Genomic DNA, 24,908 nt, shown 5'->3' on the forward strand with positions numbered 1-24,908 from the left:
ATTCGCTCCTTCACTTCAATCGTCCGTTCCATCATGATCCGTTCTCTATTCCTCATTTTCGTCCTGTGCTGGAGCGCCCTGGCGACGGCCCGTCCGGTGCTGGTGTTCGGCGACAGCCTGTCGGCCGGCTTCGGCCTGGCCAGGGAGCAAAGCTGGCCCGCCCTGCTGGAACCGCGCCTCAAGGAACGCGGCTACACCCTGGTGAATGCCAGCATCAGCGGCGAAACCACCGCCGGCGGCCGCAGCCGCCTGGGCGCGGCGCTGGACCAGCACCGGCCGGCCGTGGTGGTGCTGGAACTGGGCGCCAACGACGGCCTGCGCGGCCTCTCCATCGCCCAGACGCGGGACAACCTCACCGCCATGGCCCGCGCCGTCAAGGCCAGCGGCGCCCGCCTGCTGCTGGTCGGCATGCGCCTGCCGCCGAACTACGGCCCCGACTACACCGCCGCCTTCGAGCATACCTTCACCGCCGTGGCGAAAGCGGAAAAAACCGCCCTGCTGCCCTTCCTGCTGGAGCCCGTGGCCGCCGACCCGGCCAACTTCCAGAAAGACGGCCTGCATCCGGTCGCGTCCGCCCAGCCCCGCATCCTCGATCATGTCTGGAAGGCCCTGAAACCCCTACTCAAGTAAAACGCAGCGCCGGGCTCCCCGCCTCCAGGCGGCCGATTTCGGCCGCCTGGGCGAAGCCTTCGCGGGCGAAGCAGTCCAGCACCGCCGGCGCCGCCTCGGGCGCGCAGGCCACCAGCAGGCCGCCGCTGGTCTGCGGATCGGTCACCAGCTTCTGGCGCCAGCCGCCCCCCGCTTCCCAGTGCGCCGGCAGGCTCACCTGTTCCCCATAGCCGGCCCAGTTGCGGGTCGAGGCGCCGGTGGCGATGCCGGCCTGGACATGGCTCACGGCCTCATCGATCAACGGCAGGCGCTCGAACGCCACCTCGGCCGCGAGGCCCGAGCCGCGGCAAATCTCCAGCAGATGCCCGGCCAGGCCGAAGCCCGTCACGTCGGTCACCGCATGGACCTGCTCCATCGCCGCCAGCGCGGCGCCGGGCGTGTTCAATTGCGTGGTGGCGCGGATCATCTCGGCGTAACCGGCCGCGGAGAGCACACCCTTCTTCAGCGCGGCGGAGAGCACGCCCACGCCCAGCGGCTTGCCCAGGATCAGCGCGTCGCCGGCGCGGGCGCCGCTGTTGCGCTTGATCCGCCCCGGATGCACGACGCCGATGCCGACCAGGCCGTAGATGGGCTCCAGCACGTCGATCGAATGCCCGCCGGCGATGGGAATGCCGGCGGCGGCGCAGACCGCCTCGCCGCCGGCGAGGATCTGGCGGATCACCTCCTCCGGCAGCTTGTCCAGGGGCATGCCCACCAGGGCCAGGGCGAACAGCGGCCGGCCGCCCATCGCATACACGTCGGACAGGGCATTGGTGGCGGCGATGCGGCCGAAATCGTAGGGATCGTCGACGATGGGGGTGAAGAAATCGGTGGTGGCGACCACCGCCTGCTCGTCATTCAAGCGGTAGACCGCCGCATCGTCGCTGGTCTCCACTCCCACCAGCAGGTCCGCCGGCAGCGTCTTCAGCGGCGACTCGGCGAGCAGGCGGGACAGCACGGCCGGGGCGATTTTGCAGCCGCAGCCGCCGCCGTGGGAGAATTGGGTGAGTTTGACAGTCATGACAGCAGATGAAAAAAGGGCTTGCCACCGTAGCACAACTCGGGATGTTTGACGCCATCATCGACGCCCGCTCCCCCGCCGAATTCGCCGAGGACCACATTCCCGGCGCGATCAACTGCCCGGTGCTGGACGACGCGGAGCGGGCCCGGGTGGGCGTCCTCTACAAGCAGGTGTCGCCCTTCGCCGCGCGCGTGGCGGGCGCGCCGCTGATCGCCCGCAACATCGCCCGCCACATCGACGAGCGTTTCGCGGACCGCCCGCGCACCTGGACCCCCCTGGTCTATTGCTGGCGCGGCGGCCAGCGCAGCGGCGCCTTCACCCATATCCTGCGGGAGATCGGCTGGAACGCGCAGCGCCTGGAAGGCGGCCACAAGTCCTGGCGCCACCACGTGGTCGCCGAACTGGAGGCCCTGCCCGGCCGCTTTTCCTTCCGCATCCTCTCCGGCCCCACCGGCAGCGGCAAGAGCCGGGTGCTGGAAGCCCTGGCCCGCCAGGGCGCCCAGGTGCTGCACCTGGAGGAACTGGCCGCCCACCGCGGTTCGGTGCTCGGCCCGCTGCCGGACCGCCCCCAGCCGCCGCAGAAGCTGTTCGAGACCCGGCTCCACGCCGCCCTGAGCCAGCTGGACCCCGCCCGTCCGGTCTATGCCGAGGCGGAAAGCCGCCGCATCGGCAGCATCCACCTGCCCAACGCCATGATCGAGGCGCTGCGCGCCGCCCCCTGCCTGCTGATCGACGCCCCCGCCGCGGCGCGGGTGGAATTCCTGCTGCGCGACTACGCGCACTACCTGGACACGCCGGCCGGACTCGGCACCCGCCTGAGCCACCTGAAGGGCCTGCAAAGCAACGAGACCCTGGGCCGCTGGCAGGCGCTGGTGGCGGCGGGAGATTTTCCCGCCCTGGTGGCCGAATTGCTCGAACTGCATTACGACCCGCTCTACCAGCGCTCCCAGGCCCACAACTTCCGCGACTACCGGCAAGCCCCCCGCTACACCAGCGCCGACCTCTCGCCGAACGGCATCGAGGCGCTGGCCGCGGCGATCCGCGCCGGCGTCGATGAACCTGAGAACCGTACCTAATATTCATGATGCGGAAAGAACACCCCGCATCATGAAAAGGCTCGCCCCCCTGCGCGCCCCTCCGGGGGGTTCGATACGGCGCGCTGCGCTCGGATGTTTGGGGGAACGCTGTGGCGACACCGACAGATTGCGGCTGGCGCCGCGTGCCGCTTTCCCCCCATCGTGGGAAATGGCGGCCCGGCGGGAAAACTCGTTTTTCACGCTAAAGCTACGGACGTTTTCACTTTAACCTTGACCCGTTGGGCGATTCGTCAAGACGATAGAAATCCTTTGCAGTTTCGCCATATCCGCCGTGGTTAACCACTTATTCAAGGCTCAAGGATGAATCCATTCCAGAAGAAAACCGCCCGGCGGATCGCCCTCGCCAGCGTGCTGCTGGCGCTGGTGGCCAGCCCCATCGCCGGTTTCGTGGCGCGGGAGCAGGCGGAGGAGGAGGCCGTGTCCTTCGCCATCGAGGAATCCAACCGGCTGCTGCGCTACCACAAGACCATCGCCTTCCACGGCCCGCAGGCGGCGCAGATCGCCCGATCCGCCGCGGATATCCTGGCCGGCGGGCTGTTCGAAATCGTCGAGATCTACGACCGGAACGGCGTCAAGCTGGCCGAAACCGCCACCGATGCCGGCAAACGACTGGAACACGCGCTGCCCCCGCATCGCCCGCCGATGCAGCAGGCCGCGAGCTATGAAAGCCTGGCGCCGGGGGACGGCCAGTGGGTACTGCGCATCTTCGTCCCGCTCAGGAACGGCGATGGCGCCATCGCCGGCTATTTCGAGGGCGTCCGCGCGGTGCCCGACTGGCAGCGGGAGCAGATCCGCTTCGACGCCATCCTCGCCGCCCTGATGGTGGGCCTGGCATCGCTGATCTGCGGCGGCGTGCTGTATCCGGTGGTCGTGCATCTGGCCGCCGACAACGAAGCCAAGGCGAAGGACGTGCTCGAATCCCACATCGCGATGATGGAGGCGCTGGGCCGGGCGATCGCCAAGCGGGATTCGGACACCGGCGCCCACAACTACCGGGTGGCCTGGATTTCCGCCACCCTGGGCGAGGCCGCGGGCCTGAATGGCGGCGCCATGCAGTCCCTGATCGCCGGCAGCTTTCTGCACGACGCCGGCAAGATCGGCATCCCCGACGCGATCCTGCTCAAGCCGGGCAAGCTGGACGACGCCGAGATGGACATCATGCGCCGGCACGTGGCCCTCGGCGAGGAAATCGTCAGCGGCGCCGGCTGGCTGGACGGCGCCCGCGAGGTGGTCGCAGCCCACCACGAAAAATGGGACGGCGGCGGCTATCCGCGCGGCCTGGCTGGCAAGGACATCCCGCTGGCGGCGCGGGTGTTCGCCATCGCCGACGTCTTCGACGCGCTGAGTTCGCAGCGCCCCTACAAGGCGCCGCTGCCCTTCGAGGAAACCATGGCGATCCTGGTGCGCGGCCGCGGCAGCCATTTCGACCCCGACCTGCTGGACCTGTTCGTCCGCCTCGCCCCATCCATCCGCGCCCGAATCGCCAGCGTCAACGAAGACGAAGCCCGCGCCTTGATGGAACAACTGGTGCGCAAGCACTTCGAACTGTAGCGTGACAAACAAGCTTTTCCGCCGCGCCGCCATCGGTGCCGCTACGAAGCTCCCCCAAACACCCGAGCGCAGCGAGCCGTATCGAACCCCCCGGAGGGGGGCGAAGGGGGGCGAGCCTTCATCACGGCAGCAACGACGGAACGCTGCCGCGCTGGCAGCAGATGCGCTGGATCATCGCCGGCTTGGGCGATTCGACGCGGCCCTGCTCGAAGGCCACCACCGTCATGCGCTTCCTGACCAAATCCAGCAGCTCCCCCGGCCGCAGCAGAAAGGCCGGATCGGTCGGCCGGCCCAGCAGTTCCTGGCCGCTCATGAAGGTTTCGTAAATCAGCACGCCGCGTTCGGCCAGGGCGTTCAGCAGCAGGGGCATCAGCGGCCGGAACAGGTAGCGGCTCACCACGATGCCGTCGAAGGCCCGCGCGTAGTAGGGCCAGGGACCGCCCTCCAGGTCCACCTGGCGCGTCGTCACGCCGGCCACCCCGTCCAGGCCGGCCAGCGCCTCGGGATTCCGGTCCACCGCCTCCACCTGGTAGCCGGCGGCGGCCAGCAGGCGGGCATGGCGCCCACGGCCGCAGGCCAGGTCCAGCACGCTGCCGCCGGGAACGATCAGGGGCGCGAAACGCCGCACCCAGGGCGAGGCGGCGAGTTCTTCATGCGCGGACACCATCTCCCCCACCGTTCCCTCGCAGGGAACAGGACCGCCTGGCTCGCCGCGTTCGCAAGCCTGATTTGCCGTTTCGATTCGTTGTGTCATGACGCTAAAACCTCCCCAAACGCTTCCGCCTGTCGCAGCACCAGTTCAATCGCCCCTTGGCGAGCAGCTAGCCCTGCAAAATCTGGTTCAGCGCCAGATTGACGTAGTAATTGCTGCGCCCGACCTTGTTCTTCCGCACAAAACCACCGGCCGCCAGTGCATCCAGATACTTGCTGGCAGTCAGCCGGGAAACCCCCAGGTCACGCTCGATGAACTCGATCTTGGTGTAGGGGTGCATGAACAGGTTGTTGATCAGGTCCTGGCTGTAGAACTTGTATTCGTCGCGGATGCGGTGCTTGTAGTCGAACAGCGCTTCCTTGATCGCATGGATGGTTTTGATGGTCTGCCCGGCGGTCTGTTCTACCGCCGCCAGCATGTACAGCACCCAATCCTCCCAGGCATCGGCATCGCGCACGGACTGCAACAGGCGGTAGTAATCCGCCTTGGTACGGACGATGTGGCGCGAGAGGTAAAGCACCGGGACATCGAGCAGCCCTTCCTTGACCAGACAGAGCACATTGAGGATGCGTCCGGTGCGGCCGTTGCCGTCGTAGAAGGGGTGGATGCTCTCGAACTGGTGATGGATCAGCGCCATGCGGATCAAGGGATCAGCCGGGAAGCGCTCGCCGTCGTTGATGAAGCGTTCCAGGTCGCTCATCAGCGCGATGATTTCCGCCGGATCCTGCGGCGGGGTATAGACCGTTTCGCCAGCCCCGGTCTTCAGCGCAGTACCGGACAACTTGCGAAACCCGGCATTGTTGCGTTCCAGCTCCGCCTGTATCTCGACAATATGGTTGGCGGTGATCAGCCCGGTTTCGCGAACCAGCCGATAGCCGAGGTGCAACGCCTGCCGGTAGCGCAATACCTCCTTGGCCGCCGGATTGGCAAAGGCCTCCGGCAACACATCGTCCTTGAACAGCTCGTCATGGGTCGTGACGATGTTTTCGATTTCCGAACTGTCCTTGGCCTCCTGCAGACCCAGCGTGTTGATCAGGATGCCCTGGTTCGGAATCGACGCCGCCACGCCCTTCAGCTCGGCCAACGCCCGGCTCGCACTGGCCAGCCGCTTCAGGATGGGCGCAGTGTCAAAGCGGGCGGGATTCAGCAACTCAAGAGAAGGCAGTGCGGGCATGATGGTAGATCGGCAAACACCCATGTGTATAAAAAAACGGATTCCTTATACACGTCAGACCAAACGTGTATAAGGAATCGACATTTTTATACAGACCGCCCGGTATGTGCATAAAAATCGTCATTCTTCATGCACGTGCTGGCCTGCCATTAAAGTTGGCTTTACTGTTGGGTTGCCCAAAACGACTCAACGTCCGGCAGGCGCAACTGGCCGGAGATCAGGCAGGGGAGCATCAACAAGAAGCCGATAGACATTATTTCTGTTCAGCCTCGGCACCGACGACAAAGTAGAATTTCCCATTCCGGTCCAGCCCCCCGCCCGCGGTACGCTCTCCTTCCCATGCACAGCGACTTGCATTATCTGACCCATCTGTTCGAGCCCCGCTCGATCGCCGTCATCGGCGCGTCGGAGACGCCGGATTCGATCGGCGCCACGGTGGTGCGCAACCTCCTCGACGGCGGCTACGGCGGCCGGCTCCATTGCGTCAATCCGCGCCATCGCAGCATCTTCGGCCTGCCGGCGCTGAAGTCGATCGAGGCGGTGCCGGAACGGGTGGATGTGGCCGTGATCTGCACCCGGGCCGAGCTCGTGCCCGGCCTGGTGGAAGACTGCGGCCGCGCCGGCACCCGCCACGCAATCCTGCTCTCGGCCGGTTTCGGCGAGGCCGGGCCGCAGGGCGCCCGGCTCGAACAGGCCGCGCTGGCCGCCGCCCGCCGCCATCGCATGCGGCTGCTGGGCCCCAACTGCCTGGGCCTGCTGCGCCCGAGCCGCAACCTCAACCTGAGCTTCGCCCGCACCGGCGCCCTGCCCGGCACCGTCGGCCTGATCTCCCAGTCCGGCGCGCTGTGCACCGCCATCCTGGACTGGGCGCTGCCCAACAAGGTGGGTTTTTCCACCGTGGTTTCGCTGGGCGCCGAGAGCGACATCGACTTCGGCGAGGCGCTCGACTATCTGGTGGCCGATTGGCGCACCGAGTGCATCTTTCTCTACATCGAGGGCATCCGCAACGCCCGCCGCTTCATGAGCGCGCTGCGGGCCGCCGCCCGGGTCAAGCCGGTGCTGCTGATCAAGGTCGGCCGCCATCCGGCGGGGGAACGGGCGGCCTTTTCCCACACCGGCGCCCTGGTGGGCGGCGACGACGTCTTCGATGCGGCGCTGCGCCGCGCCGGCGTGGTGCGCCTGCGCACCATCGGCCAGTTGTACGCCGCCGCCTCGGCCCTGTTCTTCCACTTCCACCCGCGCGGCAACCGCCTGGCGGTGATCACCAACGGCGGCGGCCCCGGCGCGATGGCGGCCGACCACGCGGCGGACATCGGCATCCCCCTGGCCCGGTTGTCGCCCCCCACCCTGGCGCGGCTCGACCAGGCGCTGCCGGCCCACTGGTCCCACGCCAACCCCATCGACATCCTCGGCGACGCCGATCCGGCCCGCTTCGGCGCCGCGCTGGCCGCCTGCCTGGAGGACGACGGGGTGGACGGCATCCTGCTGGTGCTGACGCCGCAGGCCATGTCCGACCCGACCCAGGCGGCGCGCACCGTCATCGAAGGCAGCCGCGGGCAGCGCAAGACCATTCTCACCTGCTGGATGGGCGCGGAACAGGTGCGCGAGGCGCGGCTGCTGTTCCGCGGCGCCGGCATTCCCACCTTCGCCACGCCGGAACCGGCGGTGGACATGTTCGCCAACGTTTCCACCTATTACCGCAACCAGCAATTGCTGCTGCAAACCCCGGCCGCGACCTCGACGGCGGATTCCGCACCCGACCTGGAAACCGCGCGCCAGGTCATCGAATCCGCGCTCGCCCAGGGGCAGGGGCTGCTCGACGACGAGGCCACGCGGGCGCTGCTGTGGGCATTCCACATTCCGTTCGGCGAGGCACCCGTCCCCCGCAACCACGGGCGCGACCTGCTCGTCGGCATGGTGCGGGACCAGATCTTCGGCCCCACCATCACCCTGGGGCCGGGCGGCCCCGGCATCGAGCCGGAGCGCGAGCGGGTGGTGGCGCTGCCGCCCCTGAACGATTTCCTGATCGCCGACATGCTCGGCCGCGAGCCCGTCGCCCACCGCCTGGACCATTACCGCAACCTGCCGCCGGTCGATACCGGGGCACTGGCCGCCGTGCTGCTGCGGGTCTCCGAAATGGTCTGCGAACTACCCTGGCTGCAGGAATTCAGCATCGATCCGCTGATCGTGGACAGCCGGGGCGCCGTGGCGACGGCGGCGCGCATCGTGATCGCCCCGCTGCCGCCGCGCGCCGGACCCTACGACCACATGGCGATCCATCCCTATCCGTCCCAGTTGAGCTTCACTTTTCGCGCCGCCAACGGCCGCACCGTCGCCATCCGGCCGATCCGCCCCGAGGACGCGGAACTGGAACAGCGCTTCGTCCAGGGGCTGTCCAGCGAAAGCCGCTACTTTCGCTTCCTCAACAGCATCCGCGAGCTGTCGCCGGCCCAGTTGGTCCGCCTCACCCAGATCGACTACGACCGGGAAATGGCCCTCCTGGCCCTGACCCTGGACGAGGCCGAGGAACGGGAAGTCGGCGTGGTGCGCTACGTCGCCAACCCGGACGGCGAATCCTGCGAATTCGCGATCGTCGTCGCCGACGACTGGCAGGGCACGGGACTTGGGTGGCGCCTGATGGAGATATTGATCGACTTCGCCCGCCGCCGCGGCTTCCGCTACATGACCGGCGAATTCCTGGCGGAGAACGGCCACATGCTGAAATTCGTCACCGACCTGGGTTTCGTCCTTTCCCAGCATCCCGAGGACCCGGGCCTGCGCCGCGGCCTGCTGACTCTAGGGACTCTGGGCGAGGCCGCGCCGTAAGCGCGACTTCACCTCACATCCCGACATTCACCCGACACCACCGGAGAACCCGCACCATGAACGACACCCCCGGACTCTCGACCCGCTGCGTCCATGCCGGCGAAATCGACGACGCCCACGGCTCGCCCTTCACGCCGATCTACCACACCACCACCTTCCGCTTCGCCAGCACGGCCGACCTGCTGGACGTGGTGGAGGGCCGCAAGGCCGGCAGCCTGTACACCCGTTATGGTCTCAATCCGACGATCGCCAGCCTGGAGAGCAAGCTGGCCGCCCTCGAAGGCGCGGAGGCGGCCTGGGCCTTCTGCTCGGGCATGGCGGCGGAGTCGGCGCTGTTCCTCGCGCACGGCCGGGAAGGCATCGTCTGTCTGGGCGAAGCCTACGGCGGCACCCTGGAACTGCTGGCCGACCAGTTGCCGCAGTTGGGGATTCAGACCCATTTCGTTCCCGGCCAGGAACTCGGCCAGCTCGAAGCATTGCTGCGGCAAGGCGTGAAGCTGGTGTTCTTCGAGACCCCCACCAACCCCACCATCGACCTCTACGACATCGCCGCGATTTCCGCCCTGGCCCATCGCCACGGCGCCCGCGTCGCCATCGACAACACCTTCGCCTCGCCGGTGAACCAGCAGCCCCTGGGCCTGGGCGCGGACTTCGTGGTCCACTCCTGCACCAAGTTCCTCGGCGGCCATTCGGACCTCACCGCCGGTGCCCTGATGGGTTCGCGCGAGCTGCTGGCGCCGGTCTGCAACTGGCGCAAGAACCTGGGCTCCACCATCGCCCCGGAAATCGCCGCGCTGCTGGCGCGCAGCATCCGCACCCTGCCGATCCGGGTGCGGCAGCAGAACGCGACGGCGCTGGCGATCGCCGAAGCCATGGCGCGGCACCCGAAAATCCGGCGCGTGCTCTACCCGGGCCTGCCCGACTTCCCCGGCCATGAGCTGGCGAAAAAACAGATGAGCGGCTACGGCGGCATGCTGACCATCGAGGTGGCGGGCAGCGGTGCGGACGCCACCCGCGTCGCCGACCGACTGAAGCTTTTCGCCCTGGCGCCCAGCCTGGGCGGCGTCGAAAGCCTGGCGACCCAGCCCTGCACCACCACCCATCACGGCCTCTCCGCCGCGGAGCGGGCGCGGCGGGGAATCTCCGACGCCATGCTGCGGCTGTCGATCGGCCTGGAGGACGCCGACGACCTGATCGCGGATCTGGAGCAGGCGTTGGTGTGATGGTGATGGTTCGCCCCCCTTCGCCCCCGGAGGGGGTTCTCTCTAGCTCGCTGCGCTCGAAGTTACGGGGAGCACTGTAGCGGCACCGATAGGTTGCGGCTGGCGCCGCGTGCCGCTTTTCCCCATCGTGGGAAAGGCGGCCCGGCGGAAAAGCGCTGTCGTTTTTCCTCTGTGACCTCTGTGTCCTCTGTGGCTGACCGAGGTTTCAAGGTTTATTCCGTGTTTTCCTAATCCCGCACGCTGACGGTCGTCTCCAGCGTCAACACCTGGCCTTCGCGCCAGATTCGCAGCCGCACCCGGTCGCCGCTCTTGTGGCCGTCGAGCAGTTTGTCCATCGCGGCGGGGCTGTCCACCGCCTGACCGTCGATGCTCTGGATCACGTCTCCCGGCACCAGGGAGCCGTCCCGGGCCAGGCGGCTGCCGCGCAGTCCGGCGCGCGCCGCCGGGGAGCCTCGTTCCACCTCCAGCACCAGCACGCCCTGCACGCCCAGTTGCCGGGTCGCCAAGACATTGAGGCGCTCGTTGGCGCTCACCCCCAGCGTCGGCCGGCGGAACCGGCCGTGGGCGATCAGTTCCGGCACCACCCGGTTCACCGTGTCGGCCGGCACGGCGAAGCCGATTCCGGCCGAAGCTCCGGAAGGGCTGTAGATCGCGGTATTGACGCCGATCAGATGGCCGGCGGAGTCCAGCAGGGGGCCGCCGGAGTTGCCGGGATTGATCGCCGCGTCGGTCTGGATCAGATGATGGATGGTGGCTCCGTCCTCGCCTTCCAGGGAGCGGTCGAGCGCGGAAATCACGCCCGTGGTCAGGGTATGGTCGAGGCCGAAGGGGTTGCCGATCGCCAGCACCCGCTGCCCCACCAGCAGATCATGGCTGCTGCCCAGCGGCAGGGGCTGGGGCCTGCGCTCGGGCACCTGGATCTGTAACACCGCCAAGTCATGCTCGGGGCTCACCCCCACCAGCCTGGCGTCGAAACTGCGCTGATCCCCCAGGCGCACCTTGGCGGCGGTGGCGCCGGCCACCACGTGGTAGTTGGTCACCACATGGCCCAGTTCGTCCCAGACGAAGCCCGATCCGGTGCCGCGCGGCGCGGCGGTGACGTTCATGGTCCAGAGATTCACCACCTTGTCCAGGGTGGTGATATAGACCACCGACGGGTTGCTGCGGCGGAAAATGTCGATGGTCGACTTTTCGTCCGGCGCCAGGTCGCCACGCGGCACCACGGCGCGCGGCGTCGCCTGGCGCGCTTCGCCCTGCCCCTGGGCCAGTCCCCACAAGGCGACGCCAAGCAGCACGGCGCCCGCGGCGCTCCATAGGTTTTTTCTCATCATCGAATCTCCCATGGCCCGGTATGGCCCTCTCCGCACAAAATATCCACGCACCCTGGTATATTAGAGTTTTCTAATTAACAAGGAGGCGCGATGTCCAAGTCATTCAAGCAAATCACCCAGGATCTGAACCAGGCCATCGCCACTTTCCGCCGCGAAGCCCCGGAAACCATGGCCGGCTTTTCCGGAATGGCAAAGGCGGCGATGGCGCCCGGCGCGCTGGACGCGACGCAGAAGGAACTGATCGCGCTGGGCATCGGCGTCGCCGCCCGCTGCGATGGCTGCATCGGTTTTCACGTCAAGACCCTGGTCAAGCTCGGCGTCAGCCGCAAGCAGTTCATGGAAACCCTCGAAGTGGCCGTCTACATGGGCGGCGGCCCGTCCCTGATGTACGCCGCCGAAGCGGTGCGCGCCTACGAGGAATTCAGCATTGTGAAATAAGGCCTGCCCCCCTTCGCCCCCCTCGCGGGGGTTCTCATTTGTTCGCTGCGCTCGAAGGTCACGGGGAGCGTTCGTGGCAGCAGCGTACAGTTTGCGCCTCCGGCGCGTGCCGTTTTTCCTTGCGACGGCGCGGCGGAAAAACTGCTGAGTTTGCTCTATGTCCAACCGAGGTTCTTCGCCCCCTCGCGTGGAGCGAGAGGGCGAGCCACCGTTCAGGTTTTTTCGAACAGCAGGTGACCAGCCGGGTTGGCGCTGACCCGCACCCGGTCCTTGGCGCCGAAGCGGCCTTCCAGGATGCCCTTGGCCAGCGGATTCTCGATCCGCTCCTGGATCGCCCGCTTCAGCGGCCGGGCGCCGAACACCGGATCGAAGCCGGCCTTGGCCAGTTCCGCCAGGGCGGAGTCGTCGACGTCCAGACCCATTTCCATCCGCGCCATGCGCTTTTCCAGATAGGCGAGCTGAATCCGGGCGATCGCCGCGATGTTCTTCTCGTCCAGGGCGTGGAACACCACCACCTCGTCGATGCGGTTGATGAACTCGGGACGGAAGAAGGTCTTCACCTCGGCCATCACCGCCAGCTTGATCACCTGGTAGTCGTCCCCGGCCATCTGCTGGATCATCTGGCTGCCCAGGTTGGAGGTCATCACGATCACCGTGTTCTTGAAGTCCACGGTGCGGCCCTGGCCGTCGGTCATGCGGCCGTCGTCCAGCACTTGCAGCAGCACGTTGAACACGTCCGGGTGGGCTTTTTCCACCTCGTCGAAGAGGATCACCGAGTAGGGTTTCCTGCGCACCTGCTCGGTCAGGTAACCGCCCTCCTCGTAGCCGACGTAGCCCGGCGGCGCGCCGATCAGGCGGGCGACCGAATGCTTCTCCATGAACTCGCTCATGTCGATGCGGATCAGGTGCTCCTCTGAATCGAACAGGAACTCGGCCAGGGTCTTGCACAGCTCGGTCTTGCCCACGCCCGTGGGGCCGAGGAAGAGGAAGGAGCCGTAGGGCTTGCTCTCGTCCGAGAGGCCGGCGCGGGAGCGGCGGATGGCGTCGGACACCAGGCGCACGGCCTCGTCCTGCCCCACCACCCGGTTGTGCAGGCGCTCTTCCATCTTGAGCAGCTTCTCGCGCTCGCCCTGCATCATCTTGCTGACCGGGATGCCGGTGGCGCGGGACACCACCTCGGCGATCTCCTCGGCGCCCACCTGGGTGCGCAGCAGCTTGTTGACGCTCTTCTTGCCGTCGCCGGATTTTTCCGCGGCCTTCAGTTGCGCCTCCAGTTGCGCCTCCAGTTGCGGCAACTGGCCGTATTGCAGCTCGGCCAGTTTGTCGAACTGGCCCTTGCGCTGGAGCTCGGCCATCTGGGCCTTCACGCGGTCGATCTCCTCCTTGATCTGGGCGGAGCCGAGCACGGCCGACTTCTCGGCCTTCCAGATCTCCTCCAGGTCGGAATATTCCTTTTGCAGCTTGGCCAGTTCCTCCTCGATCAGCGCCAGGCGCTTTTGCGAGGCTTCGTCCTTTTCGCGCTTGACCGCCTCCCGCTCGATCTTGAGCTGGATCATGCGCCGGTCGAGCTTGTCCATCACCTCGGGCTTGGAGTCGATCTCCATCTTGATCCGCGCCGCCGCCTCGTCGATCAGGTCGATCGCCTTGTCGGGCAGGAAGCGGTCGGTGATGTAGCGGTGGCTCAATTCCGCGGCGGCGACGATCGCCGGGTCGGTGATGTCCACGCCATGGTGCAGCTCGTACTTCTCCTGCAGGCCGCGCAGGATGGCGATGGTCGATTCGACGCTCGGCTCGTCGACCAGCACCTTCTGGAAGCGGCGCTCCAGGGCGGCGTCCTTTTCGATGTACTTGCGGTATTCGTCCAGCGTCGTGGCGCCGATACAGTGCAGCTCGCCGCGCGCCAGCGCCGGCTTGAGCATGTTGCCGGCGTCGATCGCGCCCTCGGCCTTGCCGGCGCCGACCATGGTGTGCAGCTCGTCGATGAAGACGATGATGCGCCCCTCTTCCTGGGCGATCTCCTTCAGCACCGCCTTCAGGCGTTCCTCGAATTCGCCGCGGTACTTGGCGCCGGCCAGCAGCGCCGCCATGTCGAGCGACAGCACCTTCTTGCCCTTCAGGGTCTCCGGCACCTCGTCATTGACGATGCGCTGCGCCAGGCCCTCGACGATGGCGGTCTTGCCGACGCCGGGCTCGCCGATCAGCACCGGGTTGTTCTTGGTGCGGCGCTGGAGGATCTGGATCGCCCGGCGGATCTCGTCGTCGCGGCCGATCACCGGATCGAGCTTGCCCAGGCGGGCGCGCTCGGTCAGGTCCAGACAGTATTTCTTCAACGATTCGCGCTGGCCCTCGGCCTCGGCGCTGCCCACGCTCTGGCCGCCGCGCACCGCCTCGATCGCCTTTTCCAGGGGCGCGCGCATCACGCCGGCCTCCTTCAGGAGACGGCCCGCCTCGCCCTTGTTCCCGGTCAGGGCCAGCAGGAACATCTCGGAGGCGATGAATTCGTCGCCGCGCTTCTGGGCTTCCTTGTCGGTCAAGTTCAGCAGGCCGGCGAGATCGCGGCCGACGGTGATCTCGCCGCCATGGCCCTCCACCTTGGGCAGGCGCTCGACGGCCTTCTGCAGGGCGGCCTTCAGCCCCGCCACGTTGCCGCCGGCGCGGCCCAGCAGCGAAGCGGTGCCGCCGTCCTCCTGATTGAGCAGGGCCAGCAGCAGATGCACCGGCTCGATGAACTGCTGATCGCCGCCCGCGGCGATGCTCTGGGCGTCGGCCAGCGCCTGCTGGAACTTGGTGGTGAATTTGTCTAATCGCATGATGTTGGCGTCCCTTGGTTCGATAGGGCTATAGTTGATGCCGATCCGGTCATTTTCAAGAACCGGCAGCGGTCGATTTCCCTGCAGTCCGAACGAGGCCCCGGCCTCGCCCCTGTCGTCGCGGTTCCATCACACAAGGAGAAGCCCATGAGCACTTCCGTCCCTCCCTTGGCGGAGATGCAGCAAAAGAACCTGGAGGCGGCAATGGCACTGACCCGCCTCTCGATGGCCAGTTCCCAGCGCATGATCGAATTGCAGGCCGATCTGGCGCGGCAGTTGTTCGAAGACGGAGTCGCCCAGACCAGGGCGCAACTGGGCGTGAAGGACCCCCAGCAACTGCTCGGCATGCGCAGTCAATATGCCCAGGCCACCGCCCAGCACATGATCGAGGCCGGCCTCAAGCTCACCGAGCTGGGCAACGAGGCCCGCGCCGAATTCGCGCGCCTGCTCGGCGAGCAGTTGGCCAGCGGCGGCCAGGAAATGGCCCAGTCGCTGCAAAGCGCCATGCAGGGTCTGCCGGGCGGCGCCGGGCCGATGGCCGAGGTGATGAAAACCGCGATGACCAACGCCCAGAGCGCCCTGGCGCAGATGACGCAGGTCAGTCAGACGCTGATGGGCACGCTGACCGGCGCCGCCAACCGCAAGAAGTAGGCGCGATCTCCGATCTCCTTGGACGCCGCAGGCGGCGCCTGCGGCGTCCAAGGACTCGGGCTCAGGCCCCCGCGTCGTCCACCCAGCGCCGGCGGGCGTCCTCGTCCGATTCCCGGGCGTCCACCCAGCGGCCGCCGGCGTCGGTTTCCTCCTTCTTCCAGAGCGGCGCCCGGGTCTTCAGATAGTCCATGATGAATTCGCAGGCGGCGAAGGCTTCGCCGCGATGGGCGGAGGAGACCGCCACCAGCACGATGCGCTCCCCCGGCAGCAGCCGGCCGACGCGGTGGATCACCCGCACCGCCCGCAGTTCCCAGCGGCACCGGGCCTCGGCGACGATCTCATCGAGGGCGCGCTCGGTCATGCCCGGATAGTGCTCCAGGGTCATCGCCGCGACGCCGCCGCCATCGCTGCCGTCGCCGCCGTCGTTGCGATCCCGCATCAGGCCGACGAAACTCGCCACCGCGCCGGCGCCGGCATCCCCGGCGGAGAGGGCGGCGATCTCGGCGCCGACGTCGAAGTCCTCGGTTTGAACGGAGATGCTCATCTCGGTCTCCTCATTTCAGCCGCCGGTCACCGGCGGGAAGAAGGCCACCTCGTCGCCGTCGGCGACCGCGCTGTCCAGCCCGACCATCGCCTGATTCACCGCCACCCGCAGATTGCGGTGCTCGCCCAGCGCGGCCCAGGCCCCGCCCCGCGCCACCAGGTGGTCCCGCAGCGCCGCCACCGTGGCCACGCCGGCCGGCAGCTCCAGCTTTTCCCGGGAGGTGCCCAGGGTTTCCCGGATGCCGGCGAAAAACAGAATCTGGATCATTTCAACCCCACGTGTTCGAGTATGAAACCGGCCACCTGTTCCGGATCGTTCAGGTCCAACCGGGGCAGCGGACAGTCGATCGCCGCGTCGCTGGCCACCGCGACGATGTCGCAGTCCTCGGTCCACACCGGGGGCTTGCCCAGGATCGGCCGATGGACTTCGATCTTGGGGTGGGCCGCCCGCTTGAAGCCTTCCAGCAGCACCAGATCGCACGGCGACATGCGCCGCAGGATGTCGTCCAGCCGGGGCGGCTCCTCGTTGCGCGCTTCGTGCATCAGCACCCAGCGCTTGTCGGTGATCAGGGCGATCTCGCCCGCGCCCGCCTCGCGGTGGCGCCAGGAATCCTTGCCCGGCCGGTCGATGTCGAAACCGTGATGGGCATGCTTGACCAGGGAGACCTTCAGCCCCCGGTTCGTCATCAGGGCGATCACCGCCTCCAGCAAGGTGGTCTTGCCGGAACCCGAGTAACCGCAAATGCCGAAAACCTTCAACTCACTACCTCCACTTGCGCAAAGCCTCCGCCCGGTGTGCGGAAATTGGTGGTCTGCCCCTGCCACAGGCGCGCCACCGTCGATAACACTTCGCCCCGGTACGCATAGCAGCGCAGATCGTACTTGAGCGGCTGCGCCGCGCCATCCACCAGCAGCAGCCGTTCCCCCGGCACTGCAAGTTCCTGCGCCACGTAGTCCCCGGCCAGGATTTCATCGAACACCCGCCGGGTCAGCTTGTCGCCGCGGTAGGCGGCGCGGGAGCCGAAGCCGGCCGCCGGCTTAAAGAACAGACCGCGCCGCCGGGCCCAGAGTTCGTCCGCGGCGACATCGCGCACCCGCTCGGTGCGCGGCACCACCTGGGCCAGCAGTTCCCGGTCCGCCGCATCGACGCCGATGGCGGCCAGCCAGGCGGGATCGGAGAACCAGGTCAGATTGCGTTTGTCAGCGTACAGCGCATGGGCTCGCGGATGGGGCGTCAGCACCGCCGCATCGCTCAGCCAGGCCTGGCGCAGCGCGGCGCTGGCGGGGGTTTCCAGGGCGAAATCGGTGAGGCGATTGTAGATCATGTCGATCCCGCGCCCCGCATGCCGCAGCCGGCCATCGACCATGGACAGTTCGGCCGGATCGCAGACGAAGGCATCGATGCCCGCGCCGCGCAGCAGTTCCCGGCAGAGGTCGAACTCCGGCGCCAGGTACTGGCCCGACGGGTTCTCATCGACGATGGCGGCCGTCGCGGGCCGCCCGGCGCGGCCCGCCAGCGTCCATTCGGCCAGGAACATCTCGACGCCGCGCCGCTCCAGGGCCGGGTCGCCCTGGGCGCGGGCATTGAGGAACAGCCCGCCGGCGTTGGTGTTGATCTCGATCAGGCGGGGGCCTTCCGGCGTGATGTGGAAGTCGTAGCCGAACAGCACGCCGGGATTGCCCGGATCGTGCCGCGCCGTCTCCGGCCCCTGCGCCAGCGCCCTCTCCCGCCAGCCGGACAGGGCCACGATGCGCTCCATCGCGGCCACCAATCGCGCCATCGCCGCCATGTGGTCGGCGGCGAGATACACCCGTGCATCGGCGAAAAGGCAGGGGCGCCCCGCCATCAGGGGAGCCGCCCGGCTCCGGTCGAGACAGCCGGACTGTGCCGCGGCATTCAGATTCAGGACGCGTTCGATGGTGTTCATGCCCCGAGTTTACCCTGCCGGGCCGGCGACGCCGGACCTGAGCGCCGTTTGTGCCGCAGGAGGGGGCGAGAAGGAACGAGCCATGGCATTTTTCTCCTCCACCCCTTAAGATAGTAACTGATTACTTATATTCAGGAAGATGTCATGGACACCTCAGCGAGGTATCTGCCGGCCGAAGAACGGCGCGCCAGCACGGTCGAGGCGGTCGTCGAACTGGCCGGCGCGCAGAATCCCAGCGAAATCACGACGGCGGCCATCGCCAAGCACATGAATCTGACGCAGGGCGCGCTGTTTCGCCACTTTCCGAGCAAGGACGCCATCTGGCAGGCGGTCATGGAATGGGTGGCGGAACGCCTGCTGGCGCGCATCGAGCAGGCGGCGAGCGGCGCCGGTTCGCCGCTGGCGGCCATGCAGGCGATGTTCATGAGCCACGTCGGGTTCATCGCCGAACATCCCGGCGTGCCGCGCATGCTGTTCGGCGAACTGCAACGGGCCGAAGCCACCGGCGCCAAGGACATGGCGCGGACGCTGATCCGCCGCTACGGGGAAAGGCTCCATCGGCTCATCGAGGAAGGCAAGGCGTGCGGCGAACTGTCCACGACGCTCGATACCGAGGCGGCGGCGACCCTGTTCATCGGCACCGTCCAGGGCCTGGTCATGCAATCGCTGCTGGCCGGCGACGTGGCGCTCATGCGCCGCGAGGCGCCAAGGGTTTTCGCCATCTACCGGCGCGGCATCGCGAGCGCGCCATGAAACGGCCGCCCCTGCAAAAACGCACCCTCGGGCTGCTCGCGGCGATTGCGCCGCTTCTGGCGCTGTTCATCTATGTCGCACTGCGCTCGGGGCCGCTGGCGCCCGTGGCCGCCACCGTGGCACGAGTCGAGACCCGCGCCATCGCCCCCGCCCTGTTCGGCATCGGCACTGTCGAGGCGCGCTACGTCTTCCGCATCGGCCCGACCTTCGCCGGGCGCGTCAAGCGCCTGGACGTGCATGTGGGCGATCGCGTCACGGCCGGGCAGGTGCTCGGCGAGATCGATCCGGTGGATCTCGATGAGCGCATCCGCGCCCTGGACGCCGCGCAGAGCCGCAGCCGCGCGCTGCTGCGCGAGGCGGAGGCGCGGCAGGTCCAGGCGACGACGCAGGCCGGCCGCTATGAGCGCCTGTTCGCCGCGCGCGCGGTCAGCGACGAGGCGATCACCGTCAAGCGGCAGGAACTCCAGGTCGCCGACGCGGCGCTGGCCGCCGCGCGGGAGGAGGCCACCCGCGCCGGCGCCGACCGCGCGGCGCTGATCGCGCAGCGGGGTAACCTGCGCCTCGTCGCCCCGGTGGATGGCCTGGTGACGGTGCGCGATGCCGACCCCGGGACGACGGTGGTGGCCGGACAGGCGGTGGTGGAGGTCATCGACCCGGCCAGTCTGTGGATCAACGCGCGCTTCGACCAGGCCGGCGCCGCCGGCCTGGCGGTGGGGCTGCCGGCACGCATCGAATTGCGCTCCCGGCCCGACCGGCCGCTGAGCGGACGCGTGCTGCGGGTGGAGCCACGGGCCGACGCGGTCACCGAGGAAATCCTGGCCAAGGTGACGCTCGACCCCTTGCCTGCGCCCTTGCCGCCGGTGGGCGAGCTGGCCGAAGTCACCGTCGCCCTGCCGTCCTTGCCGGCTGCGCCGGTGGTTTCCAATGCCGCCTTGCAGCGCGTGGACGGCCGCCTGGGCGTCTGGCGGCTCCAGGATGGCGATCCGCGCTTCACGCCGGTCGAGCTTGGCAGCGCGGACCTCGACGGCCGGGTGCAGGTGCGCGCCGGCCTCAAGGACGGCGACCGGGTGGTGCTGCATAGCGAAAAACCCCTTTCCAGCCGCAGCCGCATCCGCGTGGTTGAACACATTCCGGGAACCCGCCGATGATCAACCTGGCCGGCCGCGACATCCTGCATGCCTGGGGCAAGTTCGTCTTCACCGGCATCGGCCTGGGCTTGCTGATCGGCGTCACGCTGACCATGGCCGGCGTGTATCGGGGCATGGTCGACGACGGCCGCGCGCTGCTCGACAACAGCGGCGCCGACCTGTGGGTGGTGCAGCAGAACACCCTCGGCCCCTATGCCGAATCCTCCAGCCTCCACGACGACGTCTACCGCGTCCTGCTCGCCCTGCCGGCGGTTGCCCAGGCCGCCAACGTGACCTATCTGACCATGCAGGTGAAAACGGGGGAACGCGACGTACGCGCCATGGTGGTCGGCATCGCCGCCGGTCCGCCCGGCACGCCCGGCTGGCCGCCGCACCTGGTGGCCGGCCGGCAGATCACCCGCGGCCACTACGAAGCGGTGGCCGACCTCGCCACGGGCTTGCGCCTGGACGAGGTCGTCCAGATCCGCCGCAACCGCTACCGGGTCGTGGGGCTGACCCGCCGCATGGTGTCCGCCAGCGGCGACCCGATGGTGTTCATCCCGTTGAAGGACGCGCAGGAGGCGCAGTTCCTCAAGGACAACGACGCCATCGTGCAGAATCGCCGCCGCACCGGACTGAACCCGGCCTTCAACCGCCCCGGCGTGCCCGGCCTGCTGGATGCGGCGATCGCCGCGCAGAGCGGCAATCCCTACGTCAATGCCGTGCTGGTGCGGATCAAGCCCGCCCATGACGCCGCCGCGACGGCGGCGACCATCAGCCGCTGGAAACGTTACACCGCCTACACCCGGACGCAGATGGAGGGCATCCTGGTCGGCAAGCTGATCGCCACCTCGGCGCGCCAGATCGGCATGTTCCTGGCGATCCTGGCCGTGGTCAGCGCGGCCATCGTCGCCTTCATCATCTATACCCTGACGCTGGGCAAGATCCGCGAGATCGCCGTGCTCAAGCTGATCGGCACGAGGAACCGGACCATCGCCGGGATGATCCTGCAACAGGCGCTGGGCCTGGGCGCGATCGGTTTCGTCGTCGGCAAGATCGCCGCCACCTTCTGGGCGCCGATCTTTCCCAAGTACGTGTTGCTTGAACCGCAGGACGCCGTCACGGGTTTCGTCGCGGTGCTGGCGATCTGTGCGATCGCCAGCGTCATCGCCATCCGCGCCGCGCTCAAGGTCGATCCGGCCGAGGCCATCGGAGGCTGAGATGGGGGGCATCCATATCGAGGGGCTGCGCAAACGCTACGGCGCCGGCGACACCGCGGTCGACGCGCTCAAGGGTGTGGACATGCGGGTCGCACCGGGCGAGGTGGTCGGACTGATCGGCCCCTCGGGCTCCGGCAAGAGCACCCTGCTCAAATGCCTGGGCGCGGTGATCGATCCCAGCGCCGGACGCATGACTCTGGGCGGCAAGGTGATCTACGACGACGGCTGGCGCATTGACGACCTGCGCGAACTGCGCCGCGACCACATCGGCTTCGTCTTCCAGGCGCCCTACCTGATTCCCTTTCTCGACGTCACCGACAACGTCGCCCTGCCCTCGATGCTGGCCGGCGTGCCCGACGGCGATGCCCGCCAGCGGGCGCGGGAGCTGCTTCGCACGCTCGACGTGGGACATCGGGCCAGGGCCATGCCGTCCCAACTCTCGGGAGGGGAGCAACAGCGGGTGGCGATCGCCCGCGGCCTGGTCAACCGTCCGCCGGTGATCCTGGCCGACGAGCCGACCGCCCCGCTCGACAGCACCCGCGCGCTCGCCGTGATCCGCACCTTGAACGATATGGCGCGCCGCTTCGAGACCGCCATCATCGTCGTCACCCACGACGAGAAGATCATCCCCACCTTCCGCCGCATCTACCACATCCGCGACGGCGTGACCCACGAGGAGACTGGCGAGGGAAAAGCCCTCGACTGAGGTCAGGGCACGTCCGACACGGGTAGCGCCGCGAAAAACGCATCCACCTCGTCGATCTCGCGCGTGCGCCGCATGGGCGGCAGGGAGCGCCAGATGGCCTTGCCGTAGGTTTTTTCCACCAGGCGCGGATCGCAGACCATCAGCACGCCCCGGTCCTTCTCGTCGCGGATCAGGCGCCCGGCGCCCTGCTTCATGCTGATCACGGCGCGGGGCAGCTGATGGTCGTAGAACGGATTGCGTCCCTGTTTGCGCAGGTGCTCGATGCGCGCCGAGAGCACCGGGTCGTCCGGCGGCGCGAAGGGCAGCTTGTCGATCACCACCAGGGACAGCGCGTCGCCCCGCACGTCCACCCCTTCCCAGAAACTCTGGCTGGCCACCAGCACCGCGTTGCCCAGGCGGCGGAAACGCTCCAGCAGTTCGCTGCGCGAACCCTCGCCCTGCAACAGCAGCGGCATCTCCAGGCCGGCCGCCTCGATCCGATCCGCCAGCGCCTGGTGGATGTGGCGCATGGCCTTGAGCGAGGTGCACAGCACGAAGGCGCGGCCGCCGGCGGCCTGGATCGCCGGCCAGGCCGCCGCCACGACGCCGTCGTTGTAGTCCGGCGTGTTGGGCGCCGGCATCCCGCGCGGGCAATACAGCAGGCCGTGGGCGGCGTAGTCGAAGGGGCTGCCCCACTGGCCGGTTTCCGCTTCGGCAAGCCCCAGTTCGCCGCAGTAATGGCCGAAGTCGCGCCCCACGGCCAGCGTCGCCGAAGTGAAGATCCAGGCCCGGGGGTGGCCCTGCATCTGGCGCTGGAAGATCTCCGCCACCGACAGGGGCGTCATGTTCAACGACAAGGCATGATTGAAGACTTCGACCCAGCGCACCATCTCCGTCCCCTCACCCCGGCCCTCTCCCGCAAGGGGAGAAGGAGATATCGTGCTCGGGGGAATTGGGGAAACAGGATCGGTGCTGCCATCGGGCTCCTGGGCGAGTACCCGAGGCGATGGCGTCCCTGTCGGCGTCACCTGCCAGGCGCGCAGCTTCAGCCCCAGTTCCGCCGCCCGCCGCAGGCAGTTTTCCAGTCCCTCGCCACGCTCCGCCTGGGTTTCCAGGTGCCGCGCCAATTCCGCCAGGGCCGCCGCCACCGTCTCGACACCCTGGCCGAACGCCTTGTCCCCGGCCAGGCGCTCGTAGGGCAGGCGGGCGTTCTCGGCCTTCACCGCCAGGCGCAGGTCGCGCGCCGCCTTGTCCAGGCTCCGCGCCGCCTCCTGCAAGGGCGCGTAGTCCTTGGCCAGGGCCAGGCCCTCGTTGCGGGCGTCCCGGGCCAGTTCCAACAGCTGCGCGGTGCCCAGGCTCTCGCCGAAGAACAGCCCGGCCACTTCGGGCAACTGGTGGGCCTCGTCGAAAATCACCGCGTTGCAGGCCGGCAGCAGTTCCCCCAGGCCGTCGTCCTTCAGCATCACGTCGGCGAAGAACAGGTGGTGGTTCACCACCACCACGTCGGCCGCCAGGGCTTCGCGCCGGGCGTTGAGGACGAAGCATTGCTTGACGTCGGGACACTCCTGGCCCAGGCAGTTGTCGCGGGTGGACGTGGCCAGCGCCCAGGCGCCCGAGTCCTCGGGCACCGCGCCCAGCTCGGCCTTGTCGCCGCTCCGGGTGGTCTTGGCGAAGCGGGCGATGGTGCGCAGGTGCGCCGCGTCCTCGCGGCTGGTCAGGCGCCCCTCGCCCAGGCCGCGGGCCAGGTGATAGGGACAGACGTAGTTGGCCCGTCCCTTCAGCAGGGCGATGCTGGCGCCGACGCCGAGAGCGTCCCGCACCATCGGCAGATCGCGCTGGAACAACTGGTCCTGGAGCGTCTTGGTTCCCGTGGAAATGATGGTCTTGCCGCCGGAGAGCAGCGCCGGCGCCAGGTAGGCGAAGGTCTTGCCGGTGCCGGTGCCGGCCTCGGCCACGAACACCTGGTTGCCGGCCAGCGCGGCGCCGATCCGGGCCGCCATTTCCTGCTGCTGGCTGCGCACCCGATAGCCGGGGATGGCCCGCGCCAGGGGGCCGTCAGCGGAAAATACGTCGAGTAGGTCGGGCACGGGGAGGGGACAAGCCGGCGCTTGGGCGTCGGCATCGAGGCAAACACCGGCGCAAGGGTATCACGGCCGCGCTATTCCCCGCGTCGCGACGGCGGGCTGCTGGTATCGTGGCGCATCGTACCCATCACATTCAGGAGTCACCTCATGGCCGGACAGCACGAAATCGTCAACATGGCGCTTTTCTGCGATTTCGAGAACGTCGCGCTGGGAGTGCGGGACGCCCGCTATTCCCAGTTCGACATCAAGAAGGTGCTGGAGCGCCTGCTGCTGAAGGGCAGCATCGTGGTCAAGAAGGCCTATTGCGACTGGGAGCGCTACAAGGATTTCAAGGCGCCGATGCACGAGGCGGCGTTCGAGCTGATCGAGATTCCCCACGTGCGCCAGACCGGCAAGAATTCCGCCGACATCCGCATGGTGGTCGATGCCCTCGATCTCTGCTACACCAAATCCCACGTCGATTGTTTCGTCATCATCAGCGGCGATTCGGATTTCTCACCCCTGGTCTCCAAGCTGCGCGAGAACAATAAGCACGTGATCGGCGTCGGCGTGAAGGATTCCACCTCCGACCTGCTGGCGGCCAATTGCGACGAGTTCATCTATTACGACGATCTGGTGCGCGAACAGGAAGCCAAGAAAAAACGCAACGCCAAGAAGACCCCCTCCAAACCGGCCGCCGACACGGCCAGGAATGCCGATGGCGACAAAGCCAGGACCGGCCGCAAGACCAAGACCGAGGAGGACCGCCGCCAGGAAGCGCTGGACCTGGCGGTGGAGACCATCGAGGCCCTGATGGCGGAACGGGGCGAAGACGAGAAGATCTGGGGTTCCATGGTCAAGCAGACCCTGAAACGCCGCAAGCCGGGCTTCAACGAGTCCTACTACGGCTACCGCTCCTTCGGCGAATTGCTGGAGGAGGCCGGCAAGCGCAAGCTGATATCGCTGGCTCGCGACGAGAAGTCCGGCGGCTATCTGCTCCGGCTGCCGACCGTGGAAGACTGACCGTCGCTGCGAGCCGCCGAGCGGGAAATGGCGCACGCCTGAGCGATTTGCCGCGTCCGGGGAATTTATCATCCTGATGATATA

Annotated in this window: 22 protein-coding genes; 12 read left to right on the forward strand and 10 right to left on the reverse strand. The window is 67.8% G+C overall.

Annotated elements, in window-relative coordinates; translation table 11 throughout:
- Positions 1-33 precede the first annotated feature (33 nt).
- Complete coding sequence (locus B9N43_RS06960) at positions 34-630, forward strand: arylesterase (RefSeq protein WP_145841578.1); 597 nt, start codon at positions 34-36, stop codon at positions 628-630.
- Here B9N43_RS06960 and selD read toward each other — a convergent pair.
- Entirely contained in the window at positions 623-1,669 is a 1,047-nt protein-coding gene (selD, locus tag B9N43_RS06965) for a selenide, water dikinase SelD (protein WP_145841579.1), read from the reverse strand. The genes B9N43_RS06960 and selD overlap by 8 nt on opposite strands.
- A 44-nt stretch (positions 1,670-1,713) precedes the next feature.
- On the opposite strand from selD, the gene mnmH reads away from it, so the two are divergent.
- A complete protein-coding gene (gene mnmH / locus B9N43_RS06970; RefSeq protein ID WP_409994727.1) occupies positions 1,714-2,745 on the forward strand; it encodes a tRNA 2-selenouridine(34) synthase MnmH in 1,032 nt (343 codons plus the stop codon).
- Between the two features lie 321 nt (positions 2,746-3,066).
- Positions 3,067-4,317, forward strand: a complete 1,251-nt coding sequence (locus B9N43_RS06975; protein WP_145841581.1) for an HD-GYP domain-containing protein — start codon at positions 3,067-3,069, stop codon at positions 4,315-4,317.
- A gap of 121 nt (positions 4,318-4,438) precedes the next feature.
- Here B9N43_RS06975 and B9N43_RS06980 read toward each other — a convergent pair whose 3' ends face one another.
- Together B9N43_RS06980 and B9N43_RS06985 are read right to left on the reverse strand one after the other, a co-directional pair.
- On the reverse strand, positions 4,439-5,071 hold the full coding sequence (locus tag B9N43_RS06980; RefSeq protein WP_261379409.1) for a class I SAM-dependent methyltransferase: 633 nt from the start codon (positions 5,069-5,071) through the stop codon (positions 4,439-4,441).
- Positions 5,072-5,138: 67 nt separating this feature from the next.
- On the reverse strand, positions 5,139-6,203 hold the full coding sequence (locus tag B9N43_RS06985; protein ID WP_145841582.1) for a Fic family protein: 1,065 nt from the start codon (positions 6,201-6,203) through the stop codon (positions 5,139-5,141).
- 339 nt (positions 6,204-6,542) lie between these two features.
- Here B9N43_RS06985 and B9N43_RS06990 point away from each other — a divergent pair, with 339 nt between their 5' ends.
- Entirely contained in the window at positions 6,543-9,029 is a 2,487-nt protein-coding gene (locus B9N43_RS06990; protein WP_145841583.1) for a GNAT family N-acetyltransferase, read from the forward strand.
- A 56-nt stretch (positions 9,030-9,085) separates the two neighbouring features.
- A complete protein-coding gene (locus B9N43_RS06995; RefSeq protein WP_145841584.1) occupies positions 9,086-10,252 on the forward strand; it encodes a trans-sulfuration enzyme family protein in 1,167 nt (388 codons plus the stop codon).
- A gap of 227 nt (positions 10,253-10,479) precedes the next feature.
- Here the strand turns inward: B9N43_RS06995 and B9N43_RS07000 are convergent, their stop codons facing one another.
- Positions 10,480-11,583: a S1C family serine protease gene (locus tag B9N43_RS07000; RefSeq protein WP_261379410.1), complete on the reverse strand. Its 1,104-nt coding sequence runs from the start codon at positions 11,581-11,583 to the stop codon at positions 10,480-10,482.
- Positions 11,584-11,673: 90 nt separating this feature from the next.
- Between B9N43_RS07000 and B9N43_RS07005 the strand changes: the two genes are divergently transcribed.
- Complete coding sequence (locus tag B9N43_RS07005) at positions 11,674-12,021, forward strand: carboxymuconolactone decarboxylase family protein (RefSeq protein WP_145841585.1); 348 nt, start codon at positions 11,674-11,676, stop codon at positions 12,019-12,021.
- A gap of 212 nt (positions 12,022-12,233) precedes the next feature.
- On the opposite strand, the gene clpB is transcribed toward B9N43_RS07005, so the two are convergent.
- Positions 12,234-14,831 (reverse strand): ATP-dependent chaperone ClpB, encoded by a 2,598-nt coding sequence (gene clpB / locus B9N43_RS07010; RefSeq protein WP_145841586.1) that lies wholly within the window; start codon positions 14,829-14,831, stop codon positions 12,234-12,236.
- 147 nt (positions 14,832-14,978) lie between these two features.
- On the opposite strand from clpB, the gene B9N43_RS07015 reads away from it, so the two are divergent.
- Entirely contained in the window at positions 14,979-15,482 is a 504-nt protein-coding gene (locus tag B9N43_RS07015) for a phasin family protein (protein WP_145841587.1), read from the forward strand.
- A gap of 61 nt (positions 15,483-15,543) precedes the next feature.
- Here the strand turns inward: B9N43_RS07015 and moaE are convergent, their stop codons facing one another.
- From moaE to B9N43_RS07035, 4 genes are read right to left on the reverse strand one after another with little or no spacing between them, the layout of a single operon-like run.
- The gene (gene moaE, locus B9N43_RS07020; protein ID WP_145841588.1) at positions 15,544-16,026 is read right to left on the reverse strand and encodes a molybdopterin synthase catalytic subunit MoaE; all 483 of its coding nucleotides are present in this window, start codon (positions 16,024-16,026) and stop codon (positions 15,544-15,546) included.
- Positions 16,027-16,041: 15 nt separating this feature from the next.
- Positions 16,042-16,293, reverse strand: coding sequence for a molybdopterin converting factor subunit 1 (gene moaD, locus B9N43_RS07025; protein WP_145841589.1), 252 nt, complete (start codon positions 16,291-16,293; stop codon positions 16,042-16,044).
- Positions 16,290-16,784 (reverse strand): molybdopterin-guanine dinucleotide biosynthesis protein B, encoded by a 495-nt coding sequence (mobB, locus tag B9N43_RS07030; RefSeq protein ID WP_145841590.1) that lies wholly within the window; start codon positions 16,782-16,784, stop codon positions 16,290-16,292. The genes moaD and mobB overlap by 4 nt, the downstream gene beginning before the upstream one ends.
- On the reverse strand, positions 16,781-17,953 hold the full coding sequence (locus tag B9N43_RS07035) for a hypothetical protein (RefSeq protein ID WP_145841591.1): 1,173 nt from the start codon (positions 17,951-17,953) through the stop codon (positions 16,781-16,783). Before B9N43_RS07035 ends, mobB begins: the two co-directional genes overlap by 4 nt.
- Positions 17,954-18,097: 144 nt before the next feature.
- On the opposite strand from B9N43_RS07035, the gene B9N43_RS07040 reads away from it, so the two are divergent.
- From B9N43_RS07040 to B9N43_RS07055, 4 genes are read left to right on the forward strand one after another with little or no spacing between them, the layout of a single operon-like run.
- Positions 18,098-18,706 carry a TetR/AcrR family transcriptional regulator gene (locus B9N43_RS07040; protein WP_145841592.1) on the forward strand — a complete coding sequence of 203 codons (609 nt, stop codon included), beginning with the start codon at positions 18,098-18,100 and terminating at the stop codon, positions 18,704-18,706.
- Positions 18,703-19,854, forward strand: a complete 1,152-nt coding sequence (locus B9N43_RS07045) for an efflux RND transporter periplasmic adaptor subunit (protein WP_145841593.1) — start codon at positions 18,703-18,705, stop codon at positions 19,852-19,854. The genes B9N43_RS07040 and B9N43_RS07045 overlap by 4 nt, the downstream gene beginning before the upstream one ends.
- Positions 19,851-21,053: an ABC transporter permease gene (locus B9N43_RS07050; protein ID WP_145841594.1), complete on the forward strand. Its 1,203-nt coding sequence runs from the start codon at positions 19,851-19,853 to the stop codon at positions 21,051-21,053. The genes B9N43_RS07045 and B9N43_RS07050 overlap by 4 nt, the downstream gene beginning before the upstream one ends.
- A 1-nt stretch (position 21,054) precedes the next feature.
- Positions 21,055-21,759 carry an ABC transporter ATP-binding protein gene (locus B9N43_RS07055; RefSeq protein WP_145841595.1) on the forward strand — a complete coding sequence of 235 codons (705 nt, stop codon included), beginning with the start codon at positions 21,055-21,057 and terminating at the stop codon, positions 21,757-21,759.
- A 2-nt stretch (positions 21,760-21,761) separates the two neighbouring features.
- On the opposite strand, the gene B9N43_RS07060 is transcribed toward B9N43_RS07055, so the two are convergent.
- Entirely contained in the window at positions 21,762-23,825 is a 2,064-nt protein-coding gene (locus B9N43_RS07060) for an ATP-dependent DNA helicase (protein WP_261379411.1), read from the reverse strand.
- A 144-nt stretch (positions 23,826-23,969) separates the two neighbouring features.
- On the opposite strand from B9N43_RS07060, the gene B9N43_RS07065 reads away from it, so the two are divergent.
- Positions 23,970-24,824 carry an NYN domain-containing protein gene (locus tag B9N43_RS07065; protein WP_145841596.1) on the forward strand — a complete coding sequence of 285 codons (855 nt, stop codon included), beginning with the start codon at positions 23,970-23,972 and terminating at the stop codon, positions 24,822-24,824.
- Positions 24,825-24,908: the final 84 nt, after the last annotated feature.

This window comes from Denitratisoma sp. DHT3, assembly GCF_007833355.1.
GTDB lineage: Bacteria > Pseudomonadota > Gammaproteobacteria > Burkholderiales > Rhodocyclaceae > Denitratisoma.